The following is a 20661-nucleotide window of genomic DNA, read 5'->3' on the forward strand; positions in this document are numbered from 1 at the left end:
ACGCCGAGACGTTAAACTACGGGGCGAAACCCGCGCGCGTACGGCGCGGTGCAGCGACACACGAGGAAAACGATGTTCGAATCGATTGAGCGAGTCCCCGGCGATGCCATTCTCGGGCTGATCGAAGCCTTCAAGAACGACAGCAACCCGAACAAGGTCGACCTCGGCGTCGGCGTTTACCGCGACGAGCAGGGCAATACGCCGATCATGCGCGCGGTCAAGGAAGCCGAAAAGCTGCTCATCGATAATGAGAAAACGAAGGCCTATATCGGCTCGCACGGCGATCCGGAATACGGCGCGGACATTCTCAAGACCGTGTTCGGCGCCGAAAGCGACGTGCTCGCCGCCAATCGCGCGAGCGCGACCCAGTCGCCCGGCGGCACCGGCGCGCTGCGTCTGGCCGCGGATTTCATCAAGAGCAACCTGCCCGGCAAGTCGATCTGGCTGTCGAACCCGACCTGGCCGAACCATCTGGGCGTATTCGGCGCGGCCGGGCTGAATATCGAGAAGTATCCCTATGTCGACGCCGACAACCGGCTCGACTTCGACGGCATGCTCGCCGCGCTCAAGCAGATCCCGCAGGGCGACGTGGTGCTGCTGCATGCCTGCTGCCACAACCCGACCGGCTTCGACCTGTCGCAGGACCAGTGGCAACAGGTGCTGGCCGTACTGCAGGAGCGCGAGCTGCTGCCGCTGGTCGACTTCGCCTACCAGGGCTTCGGCGACGGCATGGATGAAGACGCCTACGGCGTGCGCCTGCTGGCCAACACGCTCGACGAGATGCTCATCACCCAGTCCTGCTCGAAGAACTTCGGCATCTATCGCGAGCGCACCGGCTGCTTCATTGCCGTGGCCAAGGACGCCGACGACATGGCCGATGTGCGTTCGCAGCTGGCGATCACCGCGCGCGAGAACTATTCCAACCCGCCCGGGCATGGCAGCGCCATCGTGGCCACCATCTTCAATTCGGACGAATTGACCACGATGTGGCGCGAGGAACTCGACGAAATGCGCGGGCGTATCAACGGCCTGCGTAGCGATTTCGTGAAAGCGCTCGCCCCGCACGGTCTGGATGAGCGCTTTGCCCATGTGGCCGAACAGCGCGGCATGTTCTCGTTCACCGGGCTCAAGCCCGAGCATGTCGAAAAACTGCGCGACGAACACAGCATCTACATGGTCAAGTCGGGCCGGGCCAACGTGGCCGGGCTCAACAGCGCCAATCTCGACTATGTCTGCAACGCGATTGCCGACGTCGTGAAATAGACGCGGCGTAGCCACGGCGCGATCGCCCAGTGCGATCGCCATAAGAAGCCCGCCATTCGGCGGGCTTCGTCGTTTGCGTACCGCCACGCCCGACGCGTGAAACCGATGTCCGAACCCGTCCGCTGGAAAATCCCGTTCGCACTGGTCGTCGCCGTACTGGGCGTGTCGTCCTCGGCGCCGCTGGTCAAGCTCGCCGACGCGCCCGCACCGGCCGTAGCTGCCTACCGCATGCTGTTTTCAGCGCTCATGCTGTTGCCGGTGGTGGCCTGGCGGCATCGCGGCGAGCTGGCCGCCATGCGGCGCAGCGATCTGTTGCGCTGTATCGCGGCCGGCGTTTTGCTCGGTTTTCATTTTCTGAGCTGGTTTTCGTCCCTGGACTACACTACGGTCGCCAGCGCGGTCACCCTGACCACACTGCAACCGCTGTTCGCCTTCGTGCTGGCCTATGCCATGTTCGGCGAGCGTCTGCGCCTGAAAGCCTTCGCCGGTGCCGCACTTTCGATCGCGGGCGCGATGATCATCGGCTGGGGCGATATCGCCGTCTCCGGCCTGGCGCTGTTCGGCGATGCCCTGGCGCTGCTGGGCGCGGCCCTGGCGACCGGCTATTTCTTTGTCGGTTTTCAGGCACGCCAGCATCTGTCGCTCAATGCCTATACCTTCGTGGTCTACGCCGCGGCGGCCGTGGTGCTGTTCGGCTACTGCGCAACGCTCGATGTCGCCTTGGCCGGCTATGCCGATACCGACTGGGCCGTTTTCCTGGGCCTGGCGATCTTTCCTACCCTGCTCGGCCATTCGGTATTCAACTGGAGCATGCGCTGGGTGAGCGCGACGGTGATTTCGGTCGTCGTGCTCTGCGAGCCGATCGGTGCCTCGGCGCTGGCCTGGCTGATCTTCGGCACCTTGCCGCAAACCAGCCACTATATCGGCGGCGCGGCGGTGCTCGTCGGCGTGCTGGTGTTCATGCGCTATCGCCATCCGCCGCCTGCGGCGAGCGGCGCCGGCTAGCGGCCGCTGCATGCCGCCTCACCCCCAGTCGACTGCAATCGGGCAGGCATAGGGTCCGCAAATGAACGCTAAGAAACGCGAATAAGATAGACAGATCGGTCGCAGGCTCTAGCGCACGACCTCGTATTCGCCGAGCTTGAAACGACGCATCGACAGCGCGTATTCCGTGGCCAGCCCCGGAAACAGCGTATGGTTTTCGCCGTGCTCGTCCAGATACCAGCTCTGGCAGCCCGAGGTCCACGAGGTATAGCGCATCCGGTTCTGCAGCTTTTCGTGATAGCGCTGCATGATGTCGGGTTTGACCGCGATCGCGGTCAGTTCGTCGTCGAGCAGCTTTGCGATCGCCTGGGTGATGTAGCGCGCCTGGGCCTCGGTATAGATGAGCACCGAGGTATGCCCCGGCCCGGTATTCGGCCCGAGCATGAAAAACCAGTTCGGCACGCCGGCCGTGGCTACGCCCTTGTAGGCCTTGCCGCCGGGCCCGTCCCAGATATCGGCCAACGGCACGCCGTTTTCGCCAATCACGGGAAACGGCGGGCTGGCGATATTGATCTTGAAACCGGTGGCGGTGACGATTACATCGGCCTCGATCTCGCGACCGTCGCTCAGGCGCAGGCCGTTTTCGGTAAAACGCTCGATACCGGCGGTTTCGACCGTCACGTTGTCGCGCGTGAGCGCCGGATAATAGTTGCTGGCAAACAGCACGCGCTTGCAGCCGATTTCATAGTCCGGCGTGAGTTTTTCGCGCAACGCCGCATCCTTGACCGTCGAGCGCATATTCCACAGTGCGAGCTTTTTCATACCCGTGGCCAGCGGCGAATTCAGAATCACCGCCGGGCCGACCAGCCCTTCCGTGATCGCCAGAATCGCCCGCCGAAACGCGGTCTGTGCGAATGGCACGCGCCGGAAGGTGGCTTTCATCAACGCCGGCAGCGCCTTGTCGAGCTTGGGCAGCACATAGGGCGCGCTACGCTGAATCACGCTCAGCTGTGCCACCTCGGGTGCAATCGCCGGAATCACCTGAATCGCGCTGGCGCCGGTGCCGATGACCGCGACCTTCTTGCCGGCCAGCGAAATATCGTGATTCCAGCGGGCGGTATGCATGATTTCGCCTTTGAAATCATCCATACCGGCGAAATTCGGCGTCGCAGGCTCGACCAGACCGCCGACCGCACAGACCACCGCGCGCGCGGTGTAGCACGCGCCGTCCTCCGCCGTCAGATGCCAGATGCCCCGCGCATCGTCGAACTCGGCCGCCGCGATGCCCACACCGAATTGCAGGTGATCATGCAGGCCGTATTTCTCAGCACAGCGCTGGATATAGGCCTGGATCTCGGCCGAGCCGGAATAGGTCGTTGACCAGTCCGGGTTCTGTTCGAAGGAATAGGAATACAGATGCGAGGGCACATCGCAGGCACAGCCCGGATAGGTGTTGTCGCGCCAGGTGCCGCCCACGTCGTCCGCGCGCTCGAGAATCGCGAAATCCGTAATGCCCTGCTGTTTGAGCCGAATACCGGCGTTGATGCCGGAAAAGCCGGCACCGATGACGATCACATCGTGGTGGATCGCGGGACGGGCGTGTTTTTCAACCTGCGGCATGAGCGGTATCCGTGCCAAATCGACACCGCAGTAGATAACGTGACATCCATCGATGTCAATATCAGCGCCGCGTCGGTCCCCAGGGCAAAAGCAGATTGAGCAGCACACCCAGCACGCCTGCCAGGGCGATGCCTTCGAGCGAGAACTCGCCAGCCGAAAAACGCAGCCCGCCTACGCCGGTCACCAGAATGATGCCTATGATGGCCAGATTGCGCGGCTCGGCGAGATCTTCTTCGGTCTTGGCCAGGCTGTTCATGCCCACGACAATAATCGCGCCGAACAGCAGCACGATAATGCCGCCCATCACCGGCGTGGGAATGCTCGCCAGCAACGCGCCGAGCTTGCCGACGAAGGCGAACACGATCGCAAACCCTGCCGCCCAGGTCATCAGCGCCGGATTGTAGGCACGGGTCAGGGTGACCGCGCCGGTGACTTCCGAATAGGTGGTATTGGGCGGACCACCGAGGACGGCCGCCAGCGAGGTGGCCAGACCGTCGCCGAGCATGGTGCGATCAATGCCCGGATCTTTCAGGTAGTCGCGCCCGGTGACCGAGCGAATGGCCACGATATCGCCAAAGTGTTCGATCGCCGGCGCGATGGCGACCGGCACCATGAACAGGACCGCCTGCCAGTTCCATTCCGGGGCCACGAAATTCGGCACCGCAAACCAGGGGGCAGCCGCGATCGGGGCGAAATCCACCATGCCGAACGTCATGCTCAGCACATAGCCAGCCGCCACACCACACAGAATCGGCACCAGCGACAGAAAGCCACGGGCGAACAGCGATACGGCCACGGTGACCGCCAGTGCCACGAAAGAAACGGTCATCGCCGCGGCGGGCTCGACCAGCTGGGTGTTGCCGTTGCCATCCAGGCCCATGGCCAGATTGACCGCCACCGGCGCGAGCACGAGCCCGATGACCATGATCACCGGCCCGGTGACAATGGTTGGCAGCAGTCGGGTGATCACGCCGACGCCGCGCAGCCGAATGAACAGCGACAACAGCATATAGACGCCGCCGGCGGCCATCAGCCCGCAGAGCGTGCCGGGTATACCCCAGGTTTCGACGCCGTAGATGATCGGCGCGATGAAGGCGAAGGACGAGGCCAGAAACACCGGCACGCGTCCGCGGGTGACGATCTGGAACACCAGCGTGCCGAGCCCGGCCGTAAATAGCGCCACATTCGGGTCCAGCCCGGTGAGCAGCGGCACCAGCACGAGCGAGCCAAAGGCCACGAACAGCATCTGTGCGCCCAGCAGACCATCGCGGGCACGCAGCCGATAAACGCTGTCCGCCGTGGCGTGCTGTTGTGGCTCGTTCGCCATCCTCTGCCCTCTTACGCATTGACGCGAGCGCCGTCGGGCGCCCGCGCACGGGGTCGACGTGTTATTTGGTGCCGTACATCCGATCGCCGGCATCGCCCAGACCGGGGCGGATATAGCCGTGATCGTCGAGCCGCTCATCGATGGCGGCCGTGAAGATCGGCACATCGGGATGGGCTTCACGCAGCGCGGCCACGCCTTCGGGTGCCGCCAGCAGACACAGGAACTTCATGTTCTTCGCGCCCTGCTTTTTCAGATGCGTGATCGAGGCGATCGCCGAATTGCCGGTCGCCAGCATCGGGTCGACCACGATCACGCGGCGCTCGCCGATATCCTGGGGCACCTTGCAGTAGTACTCGACCGCTTCGAGCGAGTCCGGGTCGCGAAACATGCCGATATGGCCGACGCGCGCCGAGGGCATGAGCTCGACCATGCCTTCCAGCAGGCCGTTGCCGGCACGCAGAATCGACACGAAGCACAGCTTCTTGCCGGCCAGGGTCGGCGCATCCATCTCCTGCATGGGCGTTTCGATGCGCTCGGTGGTCATTTCCAGATCGCGGGTGATCTCGTAGGTCAGCAGATGCGCGACCTCGCGCAACAGGCTGCGAAATTTCTGCGTGGACGAGTTCTTGCGTCGCATCAGCGTGAGCTTGTGTGCGATGAGCGGATGATCGATGACGGTCACGTTCTCGTCCATGAGCAACTTCCTTTATCGGCGATTCGCGGGCGAACGCGCGCATTAGACCTGATCCGGTGCCTGATCGGAAACCCCGACGCCCCTCGGTGCAACCGATTACCGTACATACGGCGTCCATTCGACGCTGCAAGATTCGTGCTATGGCGTACTGCTGCGAAAACGCGCGGCCTGATCGGTCAGCCAGTCGGCAAAGGCGCGTGCGGCGGCCGGCACTTCGCCCGCGCCCGGCAATAGCAGCTCATAGGTAAACGGCGATGCCATCACATAGCGGCTGCCAAAGGGCGCCACGAGTACGCCGCTGGCCAGCCGGTCGGCTGCCAGTACGCTGGTCGCCAGCGCCACGCCATGCCCGGCGATGGCCTGATCCAGCGCCAGCCCGAACAGCGAATAACGCCGATGCATATCGAGTTCGATGCCGGGCGCACCCGCAGCCTCCAGCCATTCGCGCCAGCCCGGAAACAGTTCCGCCTGGTTCGACAGCCATTTCACATGCAACAGGGTATGGCCGGCCAGATCCGCAGGCGTTTCGAGCTGCGGGCCGTTTTCCAGCAGCGACGGCGCACACACCGGGAACAGGGTTTCATTCATCAAGCGCGTACTACGCACCCCCGACCACGGCCCCTGCCCGTAACGAATGGCCAACTGCGCCCGGTCCTCGTGCCAGCCGGGCTCGACCAGCTGGGCGCTGGCCTCCAGCGCCAGGCCGACGTCGGGATAGCGGGATTCGAAATCGGCCAGGCGCGGCAGTAGCCAGTGCTGGATGAGCGAGGGTGATGCGCTCACGGTTAATTGCGTACTGCCGACATTCGCACGTGACGCGGCCTGAACGCTGCGTGACAGCTGCGCGAACGCTGCGCCGCATTCTTCGGCCAGGCGCGCGCCGCCCTGGGTCAGGCGTACGCCCTGGGCATGACGCTCGAACAGCTCGGTGCCAAGCCTGGCCTCGAGCTGCTTGACGTGGCGGCTGATCGCGCCGGGCGTGACATGCAGATCCAAAGCGGCCGCCTTGAAGCTTTCATGGCGTGCAGCACACACGAACGCGCGCAACGAATTCAGCGGCAGGCGGTCGATCATGGCGATTGAGTTTTCCTGAGCCTGGGCCTGCAGTTTAATGGTTTGCGCGCACCACCGGCCGGTGCTTTCCTATGCGCGCCATTTACCCGCGATCACGGCATGAATACACATGCAGAAAAAATGACCCAGGCGTTCGCTCCGGCCAGCCGCCGCGCGCTGGATATGCAGGGCAGTCTGCTCATGCTCGTGTTCTGTCTGGCGCTGGGGCTGCAGCAGGTAGCCATCAAATGGGTCGCCGCGGATATCGCCCCCATCGCGCAGATCGCGATCCGCTCGATGCTGGCCGCGATCCTCGTCATTGGCGTGGCCTATGCGCGCGGCGTACGGCTGGCCGATGCCCGGGCGGTGTTCTGGCCGGGCGTGGCCGTGGGCATCGGCTTTACCGCCGAATTCTGCTTCGTGGCACTCGGGCTGGAATACACCACCGCTTCGCATATGTCGGTGTTTCTCTATACCGCACCGGTATTCGCGGCCCTCGGCCTGCATTTTCTCGTACCCGGCGAGCAGCTGGGCCTGCGCCACTGGATCGGCATCGCGATCGCCTTTGCCGGTATCGTGCTGGCCATGGCGCCGAGCGGCACGGCGGGCGGCGGCCCGGCCGTGGGCTCGCTGATCGTGGGCGATATCCTGGGCACCATGGCCGGCATGGGCTGGGCCGCGACGACGGTGGTCATTCGTACCACGGCCCTGTCCGAACAACGCCCGACGCTGACCTTGTCCTACCAGCTCACGATCGCCGGGGTGTCGCTGCTGATCCTGGCCGCCGCACTCGGCCATATCGGCGACATCCGGGTCACCGCGCCGGTGCTTTTGAGCATGAGCTTTCAGACGTTCGGGATCGCCTTCGGCGTGCTGTTGCTGTGGTTCGCGCTGCTGCGCCGATATCTGGCGTCCCGGCTGGGCGTGTTTTCGTTCTTGTCGCCCGTATTCGGCGTGATCTTCGGGGCCCTGCTGCTGGGCGAGGCGCTGACCTGGAACTTCGTGCTCGGCGGTATCGCCATCATTAGCGGCGTGATCATCGTCAGCGCGCCCGGGCGGGGATAAGGCCTATGCCTTGTCCGCCGCCCGGCTCGATCCTAGTGCTTGGTGGCGTAGGCCGCGTCCGTCTTTTCCACCAGCTCGTCGATGAGCTGGAGATGATGGCTGTTGTTCTGCTGCCAGGGATGGAAGCCGTAGCGGAAGTACGCCGCCCATTCCGGCAGCTGGCGGCGTAGTACACCGGGCGCGGTACCGAACAGCGTATTGAGCACCTTCAGATGCCCACGCCAGCCTACCTTGCGGCATTCGGCGCTGGCCTGACTCATGCGGTAATAGAAATACGCCACCAGGGGCCAGAAGATGGCGGTGGCCACGAGCATGCCGGTGGCGCGTTCGGCATAGGCGATCGGCCCACGGCCGATACAGCGATCGTAGACATCGAAGGCGACCGATTTGTGCTCGATTTCTTCCAGCGCATGCCATTGCCACATGCGTTTGTAGTCTTCTTGCGAGCCTTCCATCGTCTCCGGAAAATCCAGAATCGAGTTACCCATGAGCGCGGTGAAGTGCTCGAGTGCGATCGTGGCCGATAGCGGAAACGAGCGCGGCGTACGTTTCTTGATGAAATCCAGAAACGACCAGACGAAGGCATCCAGCTGCGCGGCCGGCAGGCCGTGGCGCGTCATGAGCTCGTTGTATTCCTTGTGCTCGCGGCTATGGATGGCTTCCTGGCCGATGAAGGCGGTCGCCGCCTTCTTGAGATCGGGATCGGGGATCTCGTCGCGATAGTCACGAACCGCATCGATGAACATGCGCTCGCCGGCCGGAAAGAACAGGCTCAACGCATTCATGAACTGGGTCACATGGGGCCCGAGTTTGTGCCAGTCGTTGATACGGTCTTCCGGCGGCAGAAAATGCAGATCCCGACGCTCGGGGATGACGTCCGACTTGCCGTCGTCGGTGTGCTTGATGTGTTCTGCGGGTGTGGCCATATCGCCTCCGTTAGGGGTCAGCTGCCTTGGGCAGCGGCTTTTAAGAAAATCCTCCGTTTCGCATATCAAGTCAAATCCGCAATATCACGTAGATGCGATAACCAGCAGCCAACGCATACGACCGCCATTGATTGCGCCCACAAAAAAGCCCGCGCTCGGGCGTGTTTTACACGCTCGAGCGCGGGCCATTCGGGCTGCCCCTGACTAGCCCATCTTGGCCAGTTCGCGCCCGGTTTCGATCGCTTCCTCGCGGGTCTTGGGCGTGCGGTCGGTGGTCCGGGATTCGGTCTCGTCGTCGAAGCGCACTTCGATTTCCCAGCCGCCTTCCTTTTCGATGCCGATGGTTTCGAAACCGCGGGTTTCGTCGCGTTCCAGGGTTTCCCAGTCGGTCAGGTTCTTGGTCATAGTCTGCTTACTGTCATTCAAGTGTCTCGGCGCGAGCGTAACAGGCTATCGCGGTTACCGAATCAGGTTGTTTGCGGATTCGTACCCGCAGGTTCAACGCGCCGGCTGTCGCTCGGCCTGGCCCGTCGCACCCAACATGAATAACGCCACGGCAATCAGCGCGCCGATCGCGTCGCTGATCCAGCCCGGATAGATCAACGCCAGCGCGCCGAACAGCGCGAGCAGCCGCCAGGGCGCGCCCAGCGGCCGACGCAGGTAGCCTTCCACCGCAACGGCGAGCAGGCCCACGCCGACCACCCCGGTGATCGCGACCGTGGCCACATTCAGCCAGGTGGCGTCGATCATGAGCATGCTGTGGGCGAACACGAACATATAGGGCACCACGAAGCCCGCAATCGCCAGCTTCATGGCCTGAACCCCGGTGGCGTTGGGCGAGCCGCCGGAAATACCGGCGCCGGCATAGGCCGCGAGCGCGACCGGCGGGGTGAGATTGGCGAATATGCCGAAATAGAACACGAACATATGGGCCACGAACACGGCCGTGTCGTTCGACCCCGCCAGCTCCCGAAACAGGGGCAGGTTGAGCAGGATCGGCGCGGCCATGGTCGAGGTGATGATGTAGCAGGGAATACTGGGTAGGCCCATGCCGAGCACGATCGATGCGCCCATCGTCAGCGCCAGCGTGACCAGCAAACGCAACATCTCCGAGGGAATGGCCTGGCCGAGGTTGACCACTGCATCCGCGGCATCCAGCGCGATGCCGGTAAGCGTCGCCACGCCCACGACGATGCCCACCGCCGCACAGGCGATCGCCACCGGAATCGAGTTGCGTACGCCCTCCGTCATAGCATCGCGACAATCGGCCAGGTCCATGACCTCCGATTCCAGCCCCAGCCGGCTGCGAATGGCATTGATGGCCATCGGTACCGCGATGATCGCGAACAGCCATAACCGGGAGGCCGGCAGGCCGGGCAATGGCCGGGATTCGATCAGCGCCCAGATCTGCGGTTCGAATACGAGGGCGACCAGCACCGCCGCCAGACCCAGCACCAGATTGCGCGTGCCGCAGATCAGCACCGTGGCCGCGATCGACCAGAACGCCGCAAAGAACGGCGCACGCCCGTCGAAGATCAGCCACAGCAGCACGACCATGGGCAGCAGCAGATGGCCGCGCTCGAGTAGCACGCTTTTCAGCGGCGTGAGCTCGGAACGCGGAATACCTTCCAGGCCGTTGCGCAGCGCCCGCAGGTGCACCTGAAACAGAATGCCCAGATAGAACAGCAGCGCCGGGATGATGCCGGCCAGCATGACCTGGGTGTAGGGCACTGACAGCACCTCGGCCATGATGAAGGCCGCCGCACCCATGATCGGCGGCAGAATCTGGCCGCCCACGCTGGCCGCGGCTTCCACCGCCCCGGCGAAGTTGGCGCGATAGCCGGTGCGCTTCATTAAGGGAATGGTGAACGCCCCGGTGGTCACCACATTGGCGATGGCCGAACCGTTGATCGAGCCGAGAAAACCGCTGGCGATCACCGCCACCTTGGCCGGCCCGCCGCGACTGGGCCCGGCCAGGGCCAGGGCTAGATCGTTGAACAGCCGCCCCAGCCCGGACTTGACCAGAAACGCGCCAAAGAGAATGAACAGAATGATATAGCTGGCCGACACCGCGATTGCGGTGCCCAGCAAGCCTTCGGTGATATAGACCAGATGCGACACGATCTGGCGCGTACTCGCCAGCACGATGGATTCGGTCAGCTGCGGATAGAACGACAGCTTGGCGTAGAAGCCGTAGGCAAGAAACACGATCGCCAGCCCCGGCAGGCCCCAGCCAGTCACCCGTCGCGCAGCGTCGATGACCAGAGCCAGCGCGGCCAGGCCCACGATCATGTCCAGCGTATTGATCCGCCCGGCCGAGGCGATCACCCGGTCGGCCGAGACCACCATGTAAACGCCAATCGCGAAGGCGGCCACGGCCAGAATCACATCCCCAAAGGCCACGCGATCGCGCGCACCGCGCATCGCCCAGGGGTAGAGCACGAAGGTCAGCCCGAGCAGCACATACAGATGAATACTGCGTTGGACCACGTCGACCAGCGGCCCGGAAAACGAGGTATACAGATGAAACAGCGCCAGCAGCACGCTCAGCGCGATCACGAACTGCATCACCCGTTTGGGCAAGGCATGCCGTACGCGGCTTTCGCGGTCGTATTTTTCCAGTGTTTCCGGATCGGCCACGGCCGGCTCTGCGGCGGGCGCTTGCTGGGCTTGATTCATGGTCTTCCTGTCTTCGTGGCGCGCCAGGCACCGACGATGCCATCCCACATACCGATGACCGTCGCCCGGCGTACCGCGAACGTCAGAATCGGCGCGTCGTGGGCCCGTGAAAGGGCGAACCAGCGGTCACCGTAGCGCATCCGATAATGCTCGGCCGCGGCTGCCTGCACGGCCAGCGGGTCGACCACCCGATCGATTGCTTCGATGACCACCCAACCGTTGGCCAGACGCGTGGTTTGGCCGGCCTGATCGGGCACGCCGGCACCAAAGGTCTTGAACCGGGTCGAAACCAGCACGATCGATTGATTGACGATACGAAAGGTCTCGACCCAGTTCTCTTTTTCGACCGAGTGCATCCAGGCTAGCGAGAAGCGGTTGTCCTGTGCGACGACAAACGCATAACGCAGCCCGTCGGCATCACGGACGGTAAGCCAAGTCCTTGGCCAGCAGGCCAGACCGACAAGCACAAGAACAAATACCGCGCAGACGCCGTAGGCGCCGGCGCGCAGATGCCGCATCGCCTGGTTTCAGGCTAGCTGTCGCTCGCCTGGGTTTGGTCCTGGCTCGAATCCGAAGCCGAACCCTCGCCCGTTTGTTCGCTGTCGCTGGCGTCGCTCGCGGCGTCATCGCCCAGACTGTCGTAGAACGACTGTGCGCCGGCGGCCAGGGGCACGACGACATCGCGGCCCATACGCGAACGATCGAACTGCTTGAGCGCGCCCACCGACACCTTGTCGGTGCCCAGATAGTCGTAGAAGCGCTTGGCCAGGTCGCGGCTGACCTCGTCCGACATCGACGCCGGCACGATCAGCAGATTGCGGATGGCGACCGTATTGACCGCATTGTCGAGATCGTAGCGTTCCGGTGCGCCGGCCGGGATTTCGTATTTTTCGTAGTAGGGGTATTTGTCGAGCAGATTGGCCGCGGTTTCGCCGTCAACATTGACGAAATTCACGTCCGTGTTCTGCATCAGCCCGGTGATGCTGGAATTGGGCACGCCGGAGGTGAAGAAGGCGGCATCCAGATTACCGTTGCTCATTTCGGTCACGCTGTCGGCATAGCCGGTATGGCTCACGCGCGCGAGGTCGTCATAGCTCATGCCGGCAGCTTCCAGCACCTTCTGCGCGCTCTGCTCAACGCCGGAGCCGACCTTGCCCACGCCGATACGCTTGCCTTTCATATCGGCCACGCTTTCGATGCCGCTATTGGCCGTAGCCACCACCTGCACCACGTTCGGATACAGCCCGGCGATCGTCTTGATATCGGCTTCGCGGCCCTCGAACTGGCCCTGGCCATTGATGGCGTCATAGGCCACGTCGCTCATCACGATCGCGAGCTGGTTGGTGCCGTCCTCGATATTGTTGATGTTCTGTACCGACGCGCCGGTGGATACCACCTGCACCTGGTCGACCAGATCGCTGTCCTCGAACACGCGCTTGAGCGCGCCGCCGATCGGATAATAGCTGCCCGACGTGCCGCCGGTACCGAAGATCAGGCTCACCGACTCGGTCGACTGCGTATCCGCCGAGCTGTTGGCATCGGTCTGGCCGGTTTCGTCGCCGTTACCGCAGGCGGCCAGCAACAGACTCACGCAGGCCAGGCCCGCTACCCATAGACCGCTTTTCGTGGCCATGTTCATTCCCCTTTTTTCGAAATCGTCGTGCCGGGGCCGACGCACGGGCGCCGCCCCAAAACGCCAGAAATAGCAGACCCGCCGCGGCCCGACAATTAGGCCATGGTGGCATCGCCCGATCCGGTCCGCTGTACGAGCGGCTAGTCGGCGCCCGCGATCCGCTCGGCGCGCGTGTAGACATTGAACCGATCACCGCGCAGAAACCCCACCAGGGTGACGCCGAACTGCTCGGCCAGCGCCACCGCATAGCTGCTCGGTGCGGAGACTGCGCAGACCACGGCCACGCCGGCCATGATGCTTTTCTGCAACAACTCATAGCTGGCGCGCCCCGAGAGCATGACGATGCCATTCGATAACGGCAGCCGATCGGCCAGCAGCGCGGCCCCGATGAGCTTGTCGAGCGCGTTATGGCGGCCGACATCCTCTCGGATCGACAGGAGTTCGCCCCAGGCATCGAACAAACCCGCCGCGTGGATACCGCCGGTGGATTCGAATACGCCCTGTGCGGCACGCAGCCGATCCGGCAGCGCCAATAACAGCTCGGGCGCGATCCGGGCCGGCGCGGATGCATCGGCCCGTGTCTCGGACGGTGTGGGCGGCGAAAAACTGGGTTTGCCACACACGCCACAGGCGCTGGTGGCCAGCGTATTGCGTTCGACGCGATCGAGGCGCGCCCGGGCTTCGGGCTTGAGCATGAGCCGGATGACATCGGCCTCGCCGGGGGCCGCGCGTAGGTAGACGATGTCCTCGCGCGAGCGGATCACGCCTTCGCCGTGCATGAGTCCGGCGGTGAGCTCGATGTCCGCGCCGGGCGTACGCATGGTGATCAACGGCTCGGCACCGGCGACATGAATCTCCAGCGCGCGTTCGACCGCCAGGGTGTCGTCGCGCACGATGAATCCGTCACGCGAATACGCCTGGATACGCACAGCCTGGCGCGCGGGCCCGGCTTCGTTGGGCAGGTCGGAATCGACCGGTTCGACACTCATCGGCCCACGGTAACCGATCGTTCGCGCCTTGGGCAGACGCGATGCCGCGAACCGCGGCGAATCTGTGTATTCTGCACGCGCGCAGCCCGTCGTGTCCCGATCCCGAGGGCCCGGCACAGCGCATGCAACCGTTTCCCTCTTTCGCCGTGCGCACGCTGGTCATGGATCTTTTCGCTGTATTCGTTCAGACGCTCAATGTCACCCTGCCGGTGTTCTCGATGGTGTTTCTGGGCATCGGGCTCAAACGCGCGGGCTGGATCGACGATGCCTTCATCAACACGGCGTCGACGCTGGTGTTCAAGGGCAGCATGCCCACGCTGGTATTCATCAGCATCGTCAAAGCGGATCTGTCGCAGGCATTGCTGCCCGGGCTGATGCTGTATTTCACTGCCGCGACGCTGGCCTGTTTCGCGCTGACCTGGCTATGGGCGATCTGGCGGGTCGAGAAAATCGAGCGCGGCGTCTACGTTCAGGGGGCATTTCGCGGCAATTGCGGCATCGTGGGCCTGGCGCTGGCCGCAAGCATGTACGGCGACTTCGGCCTGTCGGCGGGCGGTTTGCTGGTCGGCCTGGTGATCCTGCTCTACAACGTGCTGTCGGTGGTCATTCTGGCCTGGTATCAGCCAGATCAGAAAGCCGACTGGCGCAGCATCAGCCGCGGCATCATCACCAATCCGTTGATCATCGGTACGCTGGTGGCCATTCCCGTGGCCGCCGTCGGCCTGCCGATTCCCGAATGGATAATGACCTCGGGCGAGTATTTCGCTGGCCTGACCCTGCCGCTGGCGCTGATCTGTATCGGCGGCACGCTGTCACTGGGTGCCCTCTACCAAGCCCGCGGCATCGCGTTTTCGGCGGCCGCAGTCAAGATGACGGTATTTCCGGGGCTGGCCACATTCGTGGGCTGGCTGTGCGGTTTCGACGGGCGCCAGCTCGGACTGCTGTTTCTCTATTTCAGCGCACCGACCGCGGCGGCCAGCTTCATCATGGTGCAGGCCATGGGCGGCAATGCCCGCCTGGCGGCCAATATCGTGGCCGTCACCACGCTGGCAGCCAGCGCCACGATCACGGTCGGGGTGTTCGTGCTCAGCGCCCTGGGCGTGATCGCGACCGCCTAGCGCACCCCGCTACTCGGCGTCGTCACGCTTGTCGGGTTGTTCGTCGCCAGCCTGGCGACGCGCCTGACCATAGGCCTTGGCGCCGGCGATCAACGGCGACAGCGTCGCCCAGAGTTCCTTGTCGTGCAGCAACTTGAACACGCCGGTCACGCCCGGCGGGTTGTAGGGCGTGTCGTCGCGGGCCGGCTTGGCGGCCTCGGTCATGCCAGCGTTGATGGAGGCGAAAGTCCGCTCGAGCTGATCCGGGTCGATCTTGCCCAGCTGTTGGGCAACCACCAGCAGATTGCGCATGCCGGCATGGCCCTGGGGCGTATTCATGCTTTCCACGGCGATATGTGAGATCTGCGGAAACGCGCCGGCGAAATCCTTGAGCCAGCGAATCAGCCCGGAATCGTAGAGCTCGTCGAGCAGGCCGTTGATCTCGGCCAGCCGACCTTCCAGGCGTTCGAATTCGGCCAACGTGTCCTGGCGGTACTGCTTGGCCTCGGCGGGTCGGTAATGAATCTGTTCTGCCATGGCGAAATCCTGAAAAATCGTTATCCGAAAACGAAAACCTGCGTGACTACAGCCCGCTGTCGGCCGGGCGCGCCTTCGGCGGGCGCTTGTAGTCGTCGCGTTTCCACTTGGCATTGACCTGCACGCCCGACACCGGGTTGGGCGTGGCATTACGCTGGTTGTTCGCCTTGAGCGGCGGATGGCCATCGACGCTGAGTATTTCCATCTTCACCGCCAGCTCCTTGTAGGCCGGCGTGTCGGTGTCCTTGTCCGACTCGAAGCTGGTGAGCACGTTGATGGCCTCGATGTTTTTCTTGCCGTGCATGGGCATGTACATCTGCTTGCCGGACACGCGGTCGGTGACTTCCACGCTCACCTTGATCGCACCGCGCCGCGAGACCAGCCGTACGATGCTGCCGGGCTTGATACCGCGCTCGGCCGCCAGTTCCGGCGAGACCTCGACAAAACTGCGCTCGATCTTGAACACGATGCCGGCGGTTTCGTCGGTGAGATTGCCTTCGTGGAAGTGTTCGAGCAGACGACCGTTGTTCAGGTGCAGATCGTACTCGTCGTCGGGCTGGTCGGTCGGCTCGTTCCAGTGCACGGGGTGAAAACGCGCCAGGCCGTTGTCGAAATGGAACTGCCCGTTCGAGTACAGATTGGCCTCGCTGGTGCCGTCGGCGGCAACCGGCCACTGCTGCGAATTGAAGCCTTCCAGCCGATCGTAATGCACGCCGGCGAACATGTCGGCGATGGAGGCCGCCTCGTGCATGATCTCGCTGGGATGCGAATAGTTCCAGTCCGCGCCGAGCGCCCGGGCCAGTTCGGTATGGATCAGCCAGTCCGGTTTGGAATCGCCCAGCGGTTCGAACACCTGATACAGGCGCTGGATACGGCGTTCGGTATTGACGAAGGTGCCCTCTTTCTCGACCGATGGGCTGGCGGGCAGCACCACGTCGGCGAACTCGCAGGTACGCGAGAAGAACATATCTTGTACGACCATGAACTCGAGCTTTTCGAAGGCAGACTGCACGTGCAGGGCATCAGAATCCACGATGCCCATATCCTCGCCGACCACATACAGCGATTTCAGATCACCGTCGTGCATGTGGGTGACCATTTCATGGTTGTTCAGGCCTTTGCGGGTGGTCAGCTCCACGCCCCAGGCCTGTTCATAGCGGGCACGCACGGTATCGTCGGTGACGAAGTCGTAGCCGGGAAAACGCCCGGGCATGCAACCGAAATCGCTCGCGCCCTGCACGTTGTTATGCCCGCGCATCGGGTAGCCGCCAGTGGCGAACTTGCCGAAGTTGCCGGTCAGCAGCAGCAGGTTGCATAGCGCGGTGGCGGTATCCGCGCCCATGGTGTGCTGGGTCACGCCCATGGCCCAGATGCCGCAGATGGTCTTGGCTTCGAGCACCATGTCGAGAATCCGATCGAGCTCGTCCTGGCTCAGGCCGCAGCGCTCGCGGGCGAACTCCATGGTGAACGGCTCGAGGCTTTTAACGTAGTCCTCGTATTCCTCGACATGATTTTCGATGAAGTCGGTATCGGCCCGGCCCATTTCCACGATGCGCTTGGCGATCGCGTTCAGCCAGATCATGTCCGTGCCCGGCTCGGGCTTGACGAACAGATCGGCGCGCTGCGCCATTTCGTTCTTACGCAGATCGGCGACGATATGCTTCTGGCCTTGCAGCTTCTTGGCCCGCTTGAGCCGGGTGGCGATCACGGGATGGCTTTCCGCCGTGTTCGAGCCGACGATGATCAACAGCTCGGAAGCCGCCAGATCGGCGATCGAACCGGTATCCGCGCCGTAGCCGACGGTCCGCCACAGGCTTTCCGTGGCCGGCGCCTGACAATAGCGCGAGCAGTTGTCGATATTGTTCGTGCCCATCACCGCACGGGCGAACTTCTGCATCAGATAGCCTTCCTCGTTGGTGCATTTCGAGGAGGCGATATAGGCCAGCGCGTCCGGCCCGTTGGCTTCGCGGATTTCGTTGAAGCGACGCGCGATCAGCGCGTACGCCTCTTCCCATTCGGCTTCACGAAAGGCACCGTTTTCGCGAATGAGCGGCTTGGTCAGGCGGTGTTCGCTGTTGATATGGCCCCAGCCGAACTTGCCCTTGATACAGGTGGAAATACCGTTGGCCGGCGCTTCGGGCTGCGGCTGCACCTTCAGCAGTTCGCGCCCGCGGGTCCACATCTCGAACGAGCAGCCCACGCCGCAGTAGGTGCAGACGGTCTTGGTGCGCTTGAGCTCGGTTTCGCGCATCGCCGCATCGACTTCCGACACGGCAAAGATCGGCCCGAAGCCGGTGGTGTGCTCGGCGGCCTTGACCAGATCGATCGCCGAGCGACCAAGCTTCTGATAACGCCCACGCGCCTGGGGCGAAAGCGCGGTCATGGGCCCGACGTTGCCAAGCATGGTCTTTTCCATCAGCGCATTGCAGGGGCAAACCGTCACGCAGTGGCCACAGGAGACACAGGAGGAATCCTCGATCGGGATATCATCGTCCCAGATCACGCGCGGACGTTCGCGACTCCAGTCGATCGACAGCGTTTCGTTGACCTGCAGGTTCTGGCAGGCCTCGACACAACGCCCGCACAGGATGCACTGATCCGGATCGTAGATATAAAAGGGGTTGGAATAGTCCTTTTCGTAGGGCTTGCCGCGAAATTCGTAGTGCTGGCCGGGCACTTCCATATCGCGCACAGTGTTGTGCACTTCACAGTTGCCGTTGTTGTTGTCGCACACCGAGCAGTACAGATCGTGATTCGAGGCGATCCGGTCGATGCCCTCGTGGCGGGCAGCGTGGGCGGTATCGCTTTCGATCGTCACGTCCAGGCCGGGCTTGACCGCTACGCTGCAGCCGCGCACCAGATTGCCGTCGATCTCCACGAAACAGGTATCGCAGGTCTGCAGCGGCCCCAGGCTCGGGTGATAGCAGACATGCGGCAGATAGATGCCGGTGCCTTCCAGCGCTTCGGGCAGCAGCTGGCCAGGGCGCGCCCAGACCGTACGCCCGTCTACGGTGATCTCGATCTGTTCGGCAACGTCATCCATGCATAATCTCCTGGGTCGACCCTCGTGCATTACAGTTACGCACGATCATGTTGCGCGCAAGCTAACTTAATAAAAAAACCCGCCGTGCAGGACGCGACGGGTTGACGACAACGGCCGGAATGCCGCGCGCGGACGCGTGCTTAGCTGGTAAACAGCCTTAGCGCCTTCACCAGGGTTTCGCAAAAGCCCCAGAGGGCGGGAATCGTAACCAGGGCCCAAAGGGCGGCAATCTGCCATGTCGGCGTCGTCGCAACAGGCGTGGCTTTGCTGTCCATCATTGTCTCCTGCATTATGCAGCGAATCAAATCCGTCGATTCACGTAGCTGCGCGTTATTCGGGCGCGCCGTCGTGGTGATGCTTGGGGTCGACCGGGCGCACGAGCAGATTGCAGACCAGGCCCAGTGCCAGCAGCGCGACCATGATGTAGAGCGTGGTGGTATACGCATCCGCCGGGGCCACGCCCGCCTCGATGCGCCCTTCACGCAGCTGATTGAGCAGCACCGGCCCCACCACGCCGGCCGCCGCCCACGCCGTGAGCAGCCGTCCGTGAATGGCGCCGACATGCATGGTGCCGAAGATATCGCGCAAATAGGCAGGTACGGTCGCAAAACCACCGCCATACATTGACACGATCACACAGCAAGCCAGTACGAACAGCACGATATTGCCGCCGGCGGCGACACTGGGCACCGCTGCGTAGAGCAGCATGCCCAGCACGAAAAAGATCACGTACGTCATCTTGCGGCCGATGTAATCCGAGGTGGAGGCCCAGAAGAAACGCCCGGCCATGTTGAAGATCGACAGCACACCCACGAAACCGGCCGCGGCCGCCGCACTCGTGCCCACCATTTCCTGGGCCATCGGCGAGGCCTGCTCAAGCAGGGCGATGCCGGCAGTCACGTTGAGAAACAGCACCATCCAGATGAAATAGAACTGCGGCGTCTTCATCGCCTGGTTCACGTGCACATGGTTGCGCGTGATCATCTTGTCCTGCTTGCCATCCTCATCGGGATCAAAGCCGGCCGGCTGCCAGTCGCTGGCCGGAATCCGCACGATCAGCGCGCCGATCATCATGAACAGAAAATAGATGACGCCCATCGCCACGAAGGTCGAGCCCACACCGACCGTATCCGGCCCGGAGAAGAACGCCATCAATGAAGTCGCCAGCGGCGAGCCGATCATCGCGCCGCCACCAAAGCCCATGATCGCCATGCCGGTGGCCAGCCCCGGGCGATCCGGAAACCATTTGATCAGCGTGGAGACCGGCGAGATATAGCCGATGCCCAGGCCGATACCGCCGATCACGCCATAGCCCAGATAGACCAGCCAGATCTGGTGCCACCACACACCGAAGGCCGAGACGATGAAACCGCCGCCGAAACAGGCCGCTGCCAGCGTCATCGCCTTGCGCGGACCCACGCGTTCCAGCCACTGGCCACCAAACGCTGCCGCCAGGCCAAGAGCGGCAATGGCCAGCGAGAATATCCAGGCCAGCGTCGACTGCGACCAGTCGGCCGGCGCCGATTCCGTAACCCCGACCACCCGCGTCAACGGAATCTTGAATACCGAAAACGCATACACCTGGCCGATACACAGGTGAATACACAACGCCGCGGGCGGCACCATCCAGCGGTTGAACCCCGGCTTGGCCACGGTACGGGACTTATCGAAAAAACCGGCCATATCTCCCCCCTCGACAAACACGGCAAGCGCGCCGCACGAGATACTGGCTCGAACCCTAACAGCTGTAT

The 20661-nt window shown here is 63.2% G+C and carries 18 protein-coding genes; 4 read left to right on the forward strand and 14 right to left on the reverse strand.

Going from position 1 to position 20661, the window contains the following annotated elements:
- Positions 1 to 72 precede the first annotated feature (72 nt).
- Both T5B8_RS00675 and T5B8_RS00680 read left to right on the forward strand, forming a co-directional pair.
- Positions 73 to 1263, forward strand: coding sequence for an amino acid aminotransferase (locus T5B8_RS00675; RefSeq protein WP_353175330.1), 1191 nt, complete (start codon positions 73 to 75; stop codon positions 1261 to 1263).
- A gap of 105 nt (positions 1264 to 1368) precedes the next feature.
- Positions 1369 to 2268 carry a DMT family transporter gene (locus T5B8_RS00680; RefSeq protein ID WP_353175332.1) on the forward strand — a complete coding sequence of 300 codons (900 nt, stop codon included), beginning with the start codon at positions 1369 to 1371 and terminating at the stop codon, positions 2266 to 2268.
- A 108-nt stretch (positions 2269 to 2376) separates the two neighbouring features.
- Here T5B8_RS00680 and T5B8_RS00685 read toward each other — a convergent pair whose 3' ends face one another.
- From T5B8_RS00685 to T5B8_RS00700, 4 genes are all read right to left on the reverse strand, one after another.
- Positions 2377 to 3867, reverse strand: a complete 1491-nt coding sequence (locus T5B8_RS00685) for a flavin-containing monooxygenase (RefSeq protein ID WP_353175334.1) — start codon at positions 3865 to 3867, stop codon at positions 2377 to 2379.
- Positions 3868 to 3928: 61 nt separating this feature from the next.
- Entirely contained in the window at positions 3929 to 5194 is a 1266-nt protein-coding gene (locus T5B8_RS00690; RefSeq protein WP_353175335.1) for a uracil-xanthine permease family protein, read from the reverse strand.
- A gap of 61 nt (positions 5195 to 5255) precedes the next feature.
- Positions 5256 to 5888 carry a uracil phosphoribosyltransferase gene (upp, locus tag T5B8_RS00695; protein ID WP_353175337.1) on the reverse strand — a complete coding sequence of 211 codons (633 nt, stop codon included), beginning with the start codon at positions 5886 to 5888 and terminating at the stop codon, positions 5256 to 5258.
- Between the two features lie 138 nt (positions 5889 to 6026).
- Positions 6027 to 6962 (reverse strand): LysR substrate-binding domain-containing protein, encoded by a 936-nt coding sequence (locus T5B8_RS00700; protein WP_353175339.1) that lies wholly within the window; start codon positions 6960 to 6962, stop codon positions 6027 to 6029.
- A gap of 99 nt (positions 6963 to 7061) precedes the next feature.
- On the opposite strand from T5B8_RS00700, the gene T5B8_RS00705 reads away from it, so the two are divergent.
- On the forward strand, positions 7062 to 8006 hold the full coding sequence (locus tag T5B8_RS00705; protein ID WP_353175341.1) for a DMT family transporter: 945 nt from the start codon (positions 7062 to 7064) through the stop codon (positions 8004 to 8006).
- A 32-nt stretch (positions 8007 to 8038) separates the two neighbouring features.
- On the opposite strand, the gene T5B8_RS00710 is transcribed toward T5B8_RS00705, so the two are convergent.
- The 6 genes from T5B8_RS00710 to fdhD form a co-directional block, all read right to left on the reverse strand.
- Complete coding sequence (locus T5B8_RS00710; protein ID WP_353175342.1) at positions 8039 to 8932, reverse strand: metal-dependent hydrolase; 894 nt, start codon at positions 8930 to 8932, stop codon at positions 8039 to 8041.
- Positions 8933 to 9136: 204 nt separating this feature from the next.
- Positions 9137 to 9337 carry a hypothetical protein gene (locus tag T5B8_RS00715; RefSeq protein ID WP_293626642.1) on the reverse strand — a complete coding sequence of 67 codons (201 nt, stop codon included), beginning with the start codon at positions 9335 to 9337 and terminating at the stop codon, positions 9137 to 9139.
- A 93-nt stretch (positions 9338 to 9430) separates the two neighbouring features.
- Positions 9431 to 11611 (reverse strand): TRAP transporter permease, encoded by a 2181-nt coding sequence (locus T5B8_RS00720; RefSeq protein WP_353175344.1) that lies wholly within the window; start codon positions 11609 to 11611, stop codon positions 9431 to 9433.
- Entirely contained in the window at positions 11608 to 12129 is a 522-nt protein-coding gene (locus T5B8_RS00725) for a DUF1850 domain-containing protein (protein ID WP_353175346.1), read from the reverse strand. Before T5B8_RS00725 ends, T5B8_RS00720 begins: the two co-directional genes overlap by 4 nt.
- Positions 12130 to 12143: 14 nt before the next feature.
- Positions 12144 to 13244, reverse strand: a complete 1101-nt coding sequence (locus tag T5B8_RS00730) for a TAXI family TRAP transporter solute-binding subunit (RefSeq protein ID WP_353175348.1) — start codon at positions 13242 to 13244, stop codon at positions 12144 to 12146.
- A gap of 140 nt (positions 13245 to 13384) precedes the next feature.
- A complete protein-coding gene (fdhD, locus tag T5B8_RS00735) occupies positions 13385 to 14233 on the reverse strand; it encodes a formate dehydrogenase accessory sulfurtransferase FdhD (protein WP_353175350.1) in 849 nt (282 codons plus the stop codon).
- A gap of 161 nt (positions 14234 to 14394) precedes the next feature.
- On the opposite strand from fdhD, the gene T5B8_RS00740 reads away from it, so the two are divergent.
- On the forward strand, positions 14395 to 15351 hold the full coding sequence (locus T5B8_RS00740) for an AEC family transporter (protein ID WP_353175679.1): 957 nt from the start codon (positions 14395 to 14397) through the stop codon (positions 15349 to 15351).
- A 9-nt stretch (positions 15352 to 15360) separates the two neighbouring features.
- Here T5B8_RS00740 and T5B8_RS00745 read toward each other — a convergent pair whose 3' ends face one another.
- The 4 genes from T5B8_RS00745 to T5B8_RS00760 form a co-directional block, all read right to left on the reverse strand.
- A complete protein-coding gene (locus T5B8_RS00745; protein WP_353175352.1) occupies positions 15361 to 15867 on the reverse strand; it encodes a helical membrane plugin domain-containing protein in 507 nt (168 codons plus the stop codon).
- A gap of 46 nt (positions 15868 to 15913) precedes the next feature.
- Positions 15914 to 18910: a formate dehydrogenase subunit alpha gene (gene fdhF, locus T5B8_RS00750; RefSeq protein ID WP_353175354.1), complete on the reverse strand. Its 2997-nt coding sequence runs from the start codon at positions 18908 to 18910 to the stop codon at positions 15914 to 15916.
- Between the two features lie 140 nt (positions 18911 to 19050).
- Positions 19051 to 19185, reverse strand: a complete 135-nt coding sequence (locus tag T5B8_RS00755) for an MFS transporter small subunit (protein WP_353175356.1) — start codon at positions 19183 to 19185, stop codon at positions 19051 to 19053.
- A 55-nt stretch (positions 19186 to 19240) separates the two neighbouring features.
- Positions 19241 to 20593, reverse strand: a complete 1353-nt coding sequence (locus T5B8_RS00760; protein WP_353175357.1) for an L-lactate MFS transporter — start codon at positions 20591 to 20593, stop codon at positions 19241 to 19243.
- Positions 20594 to 20661 lie beyond the last annotated feature (68 nt).

The sequence above is a fragment of the Salinisphaera sp. T5B8 genome, assembly GCF_040361255.1.
GTDB lineage: Bacteria > Pseudomonadota > Gammaproteobacteria > Nevskiales > Salinisphaeraceae > Salinisphaera.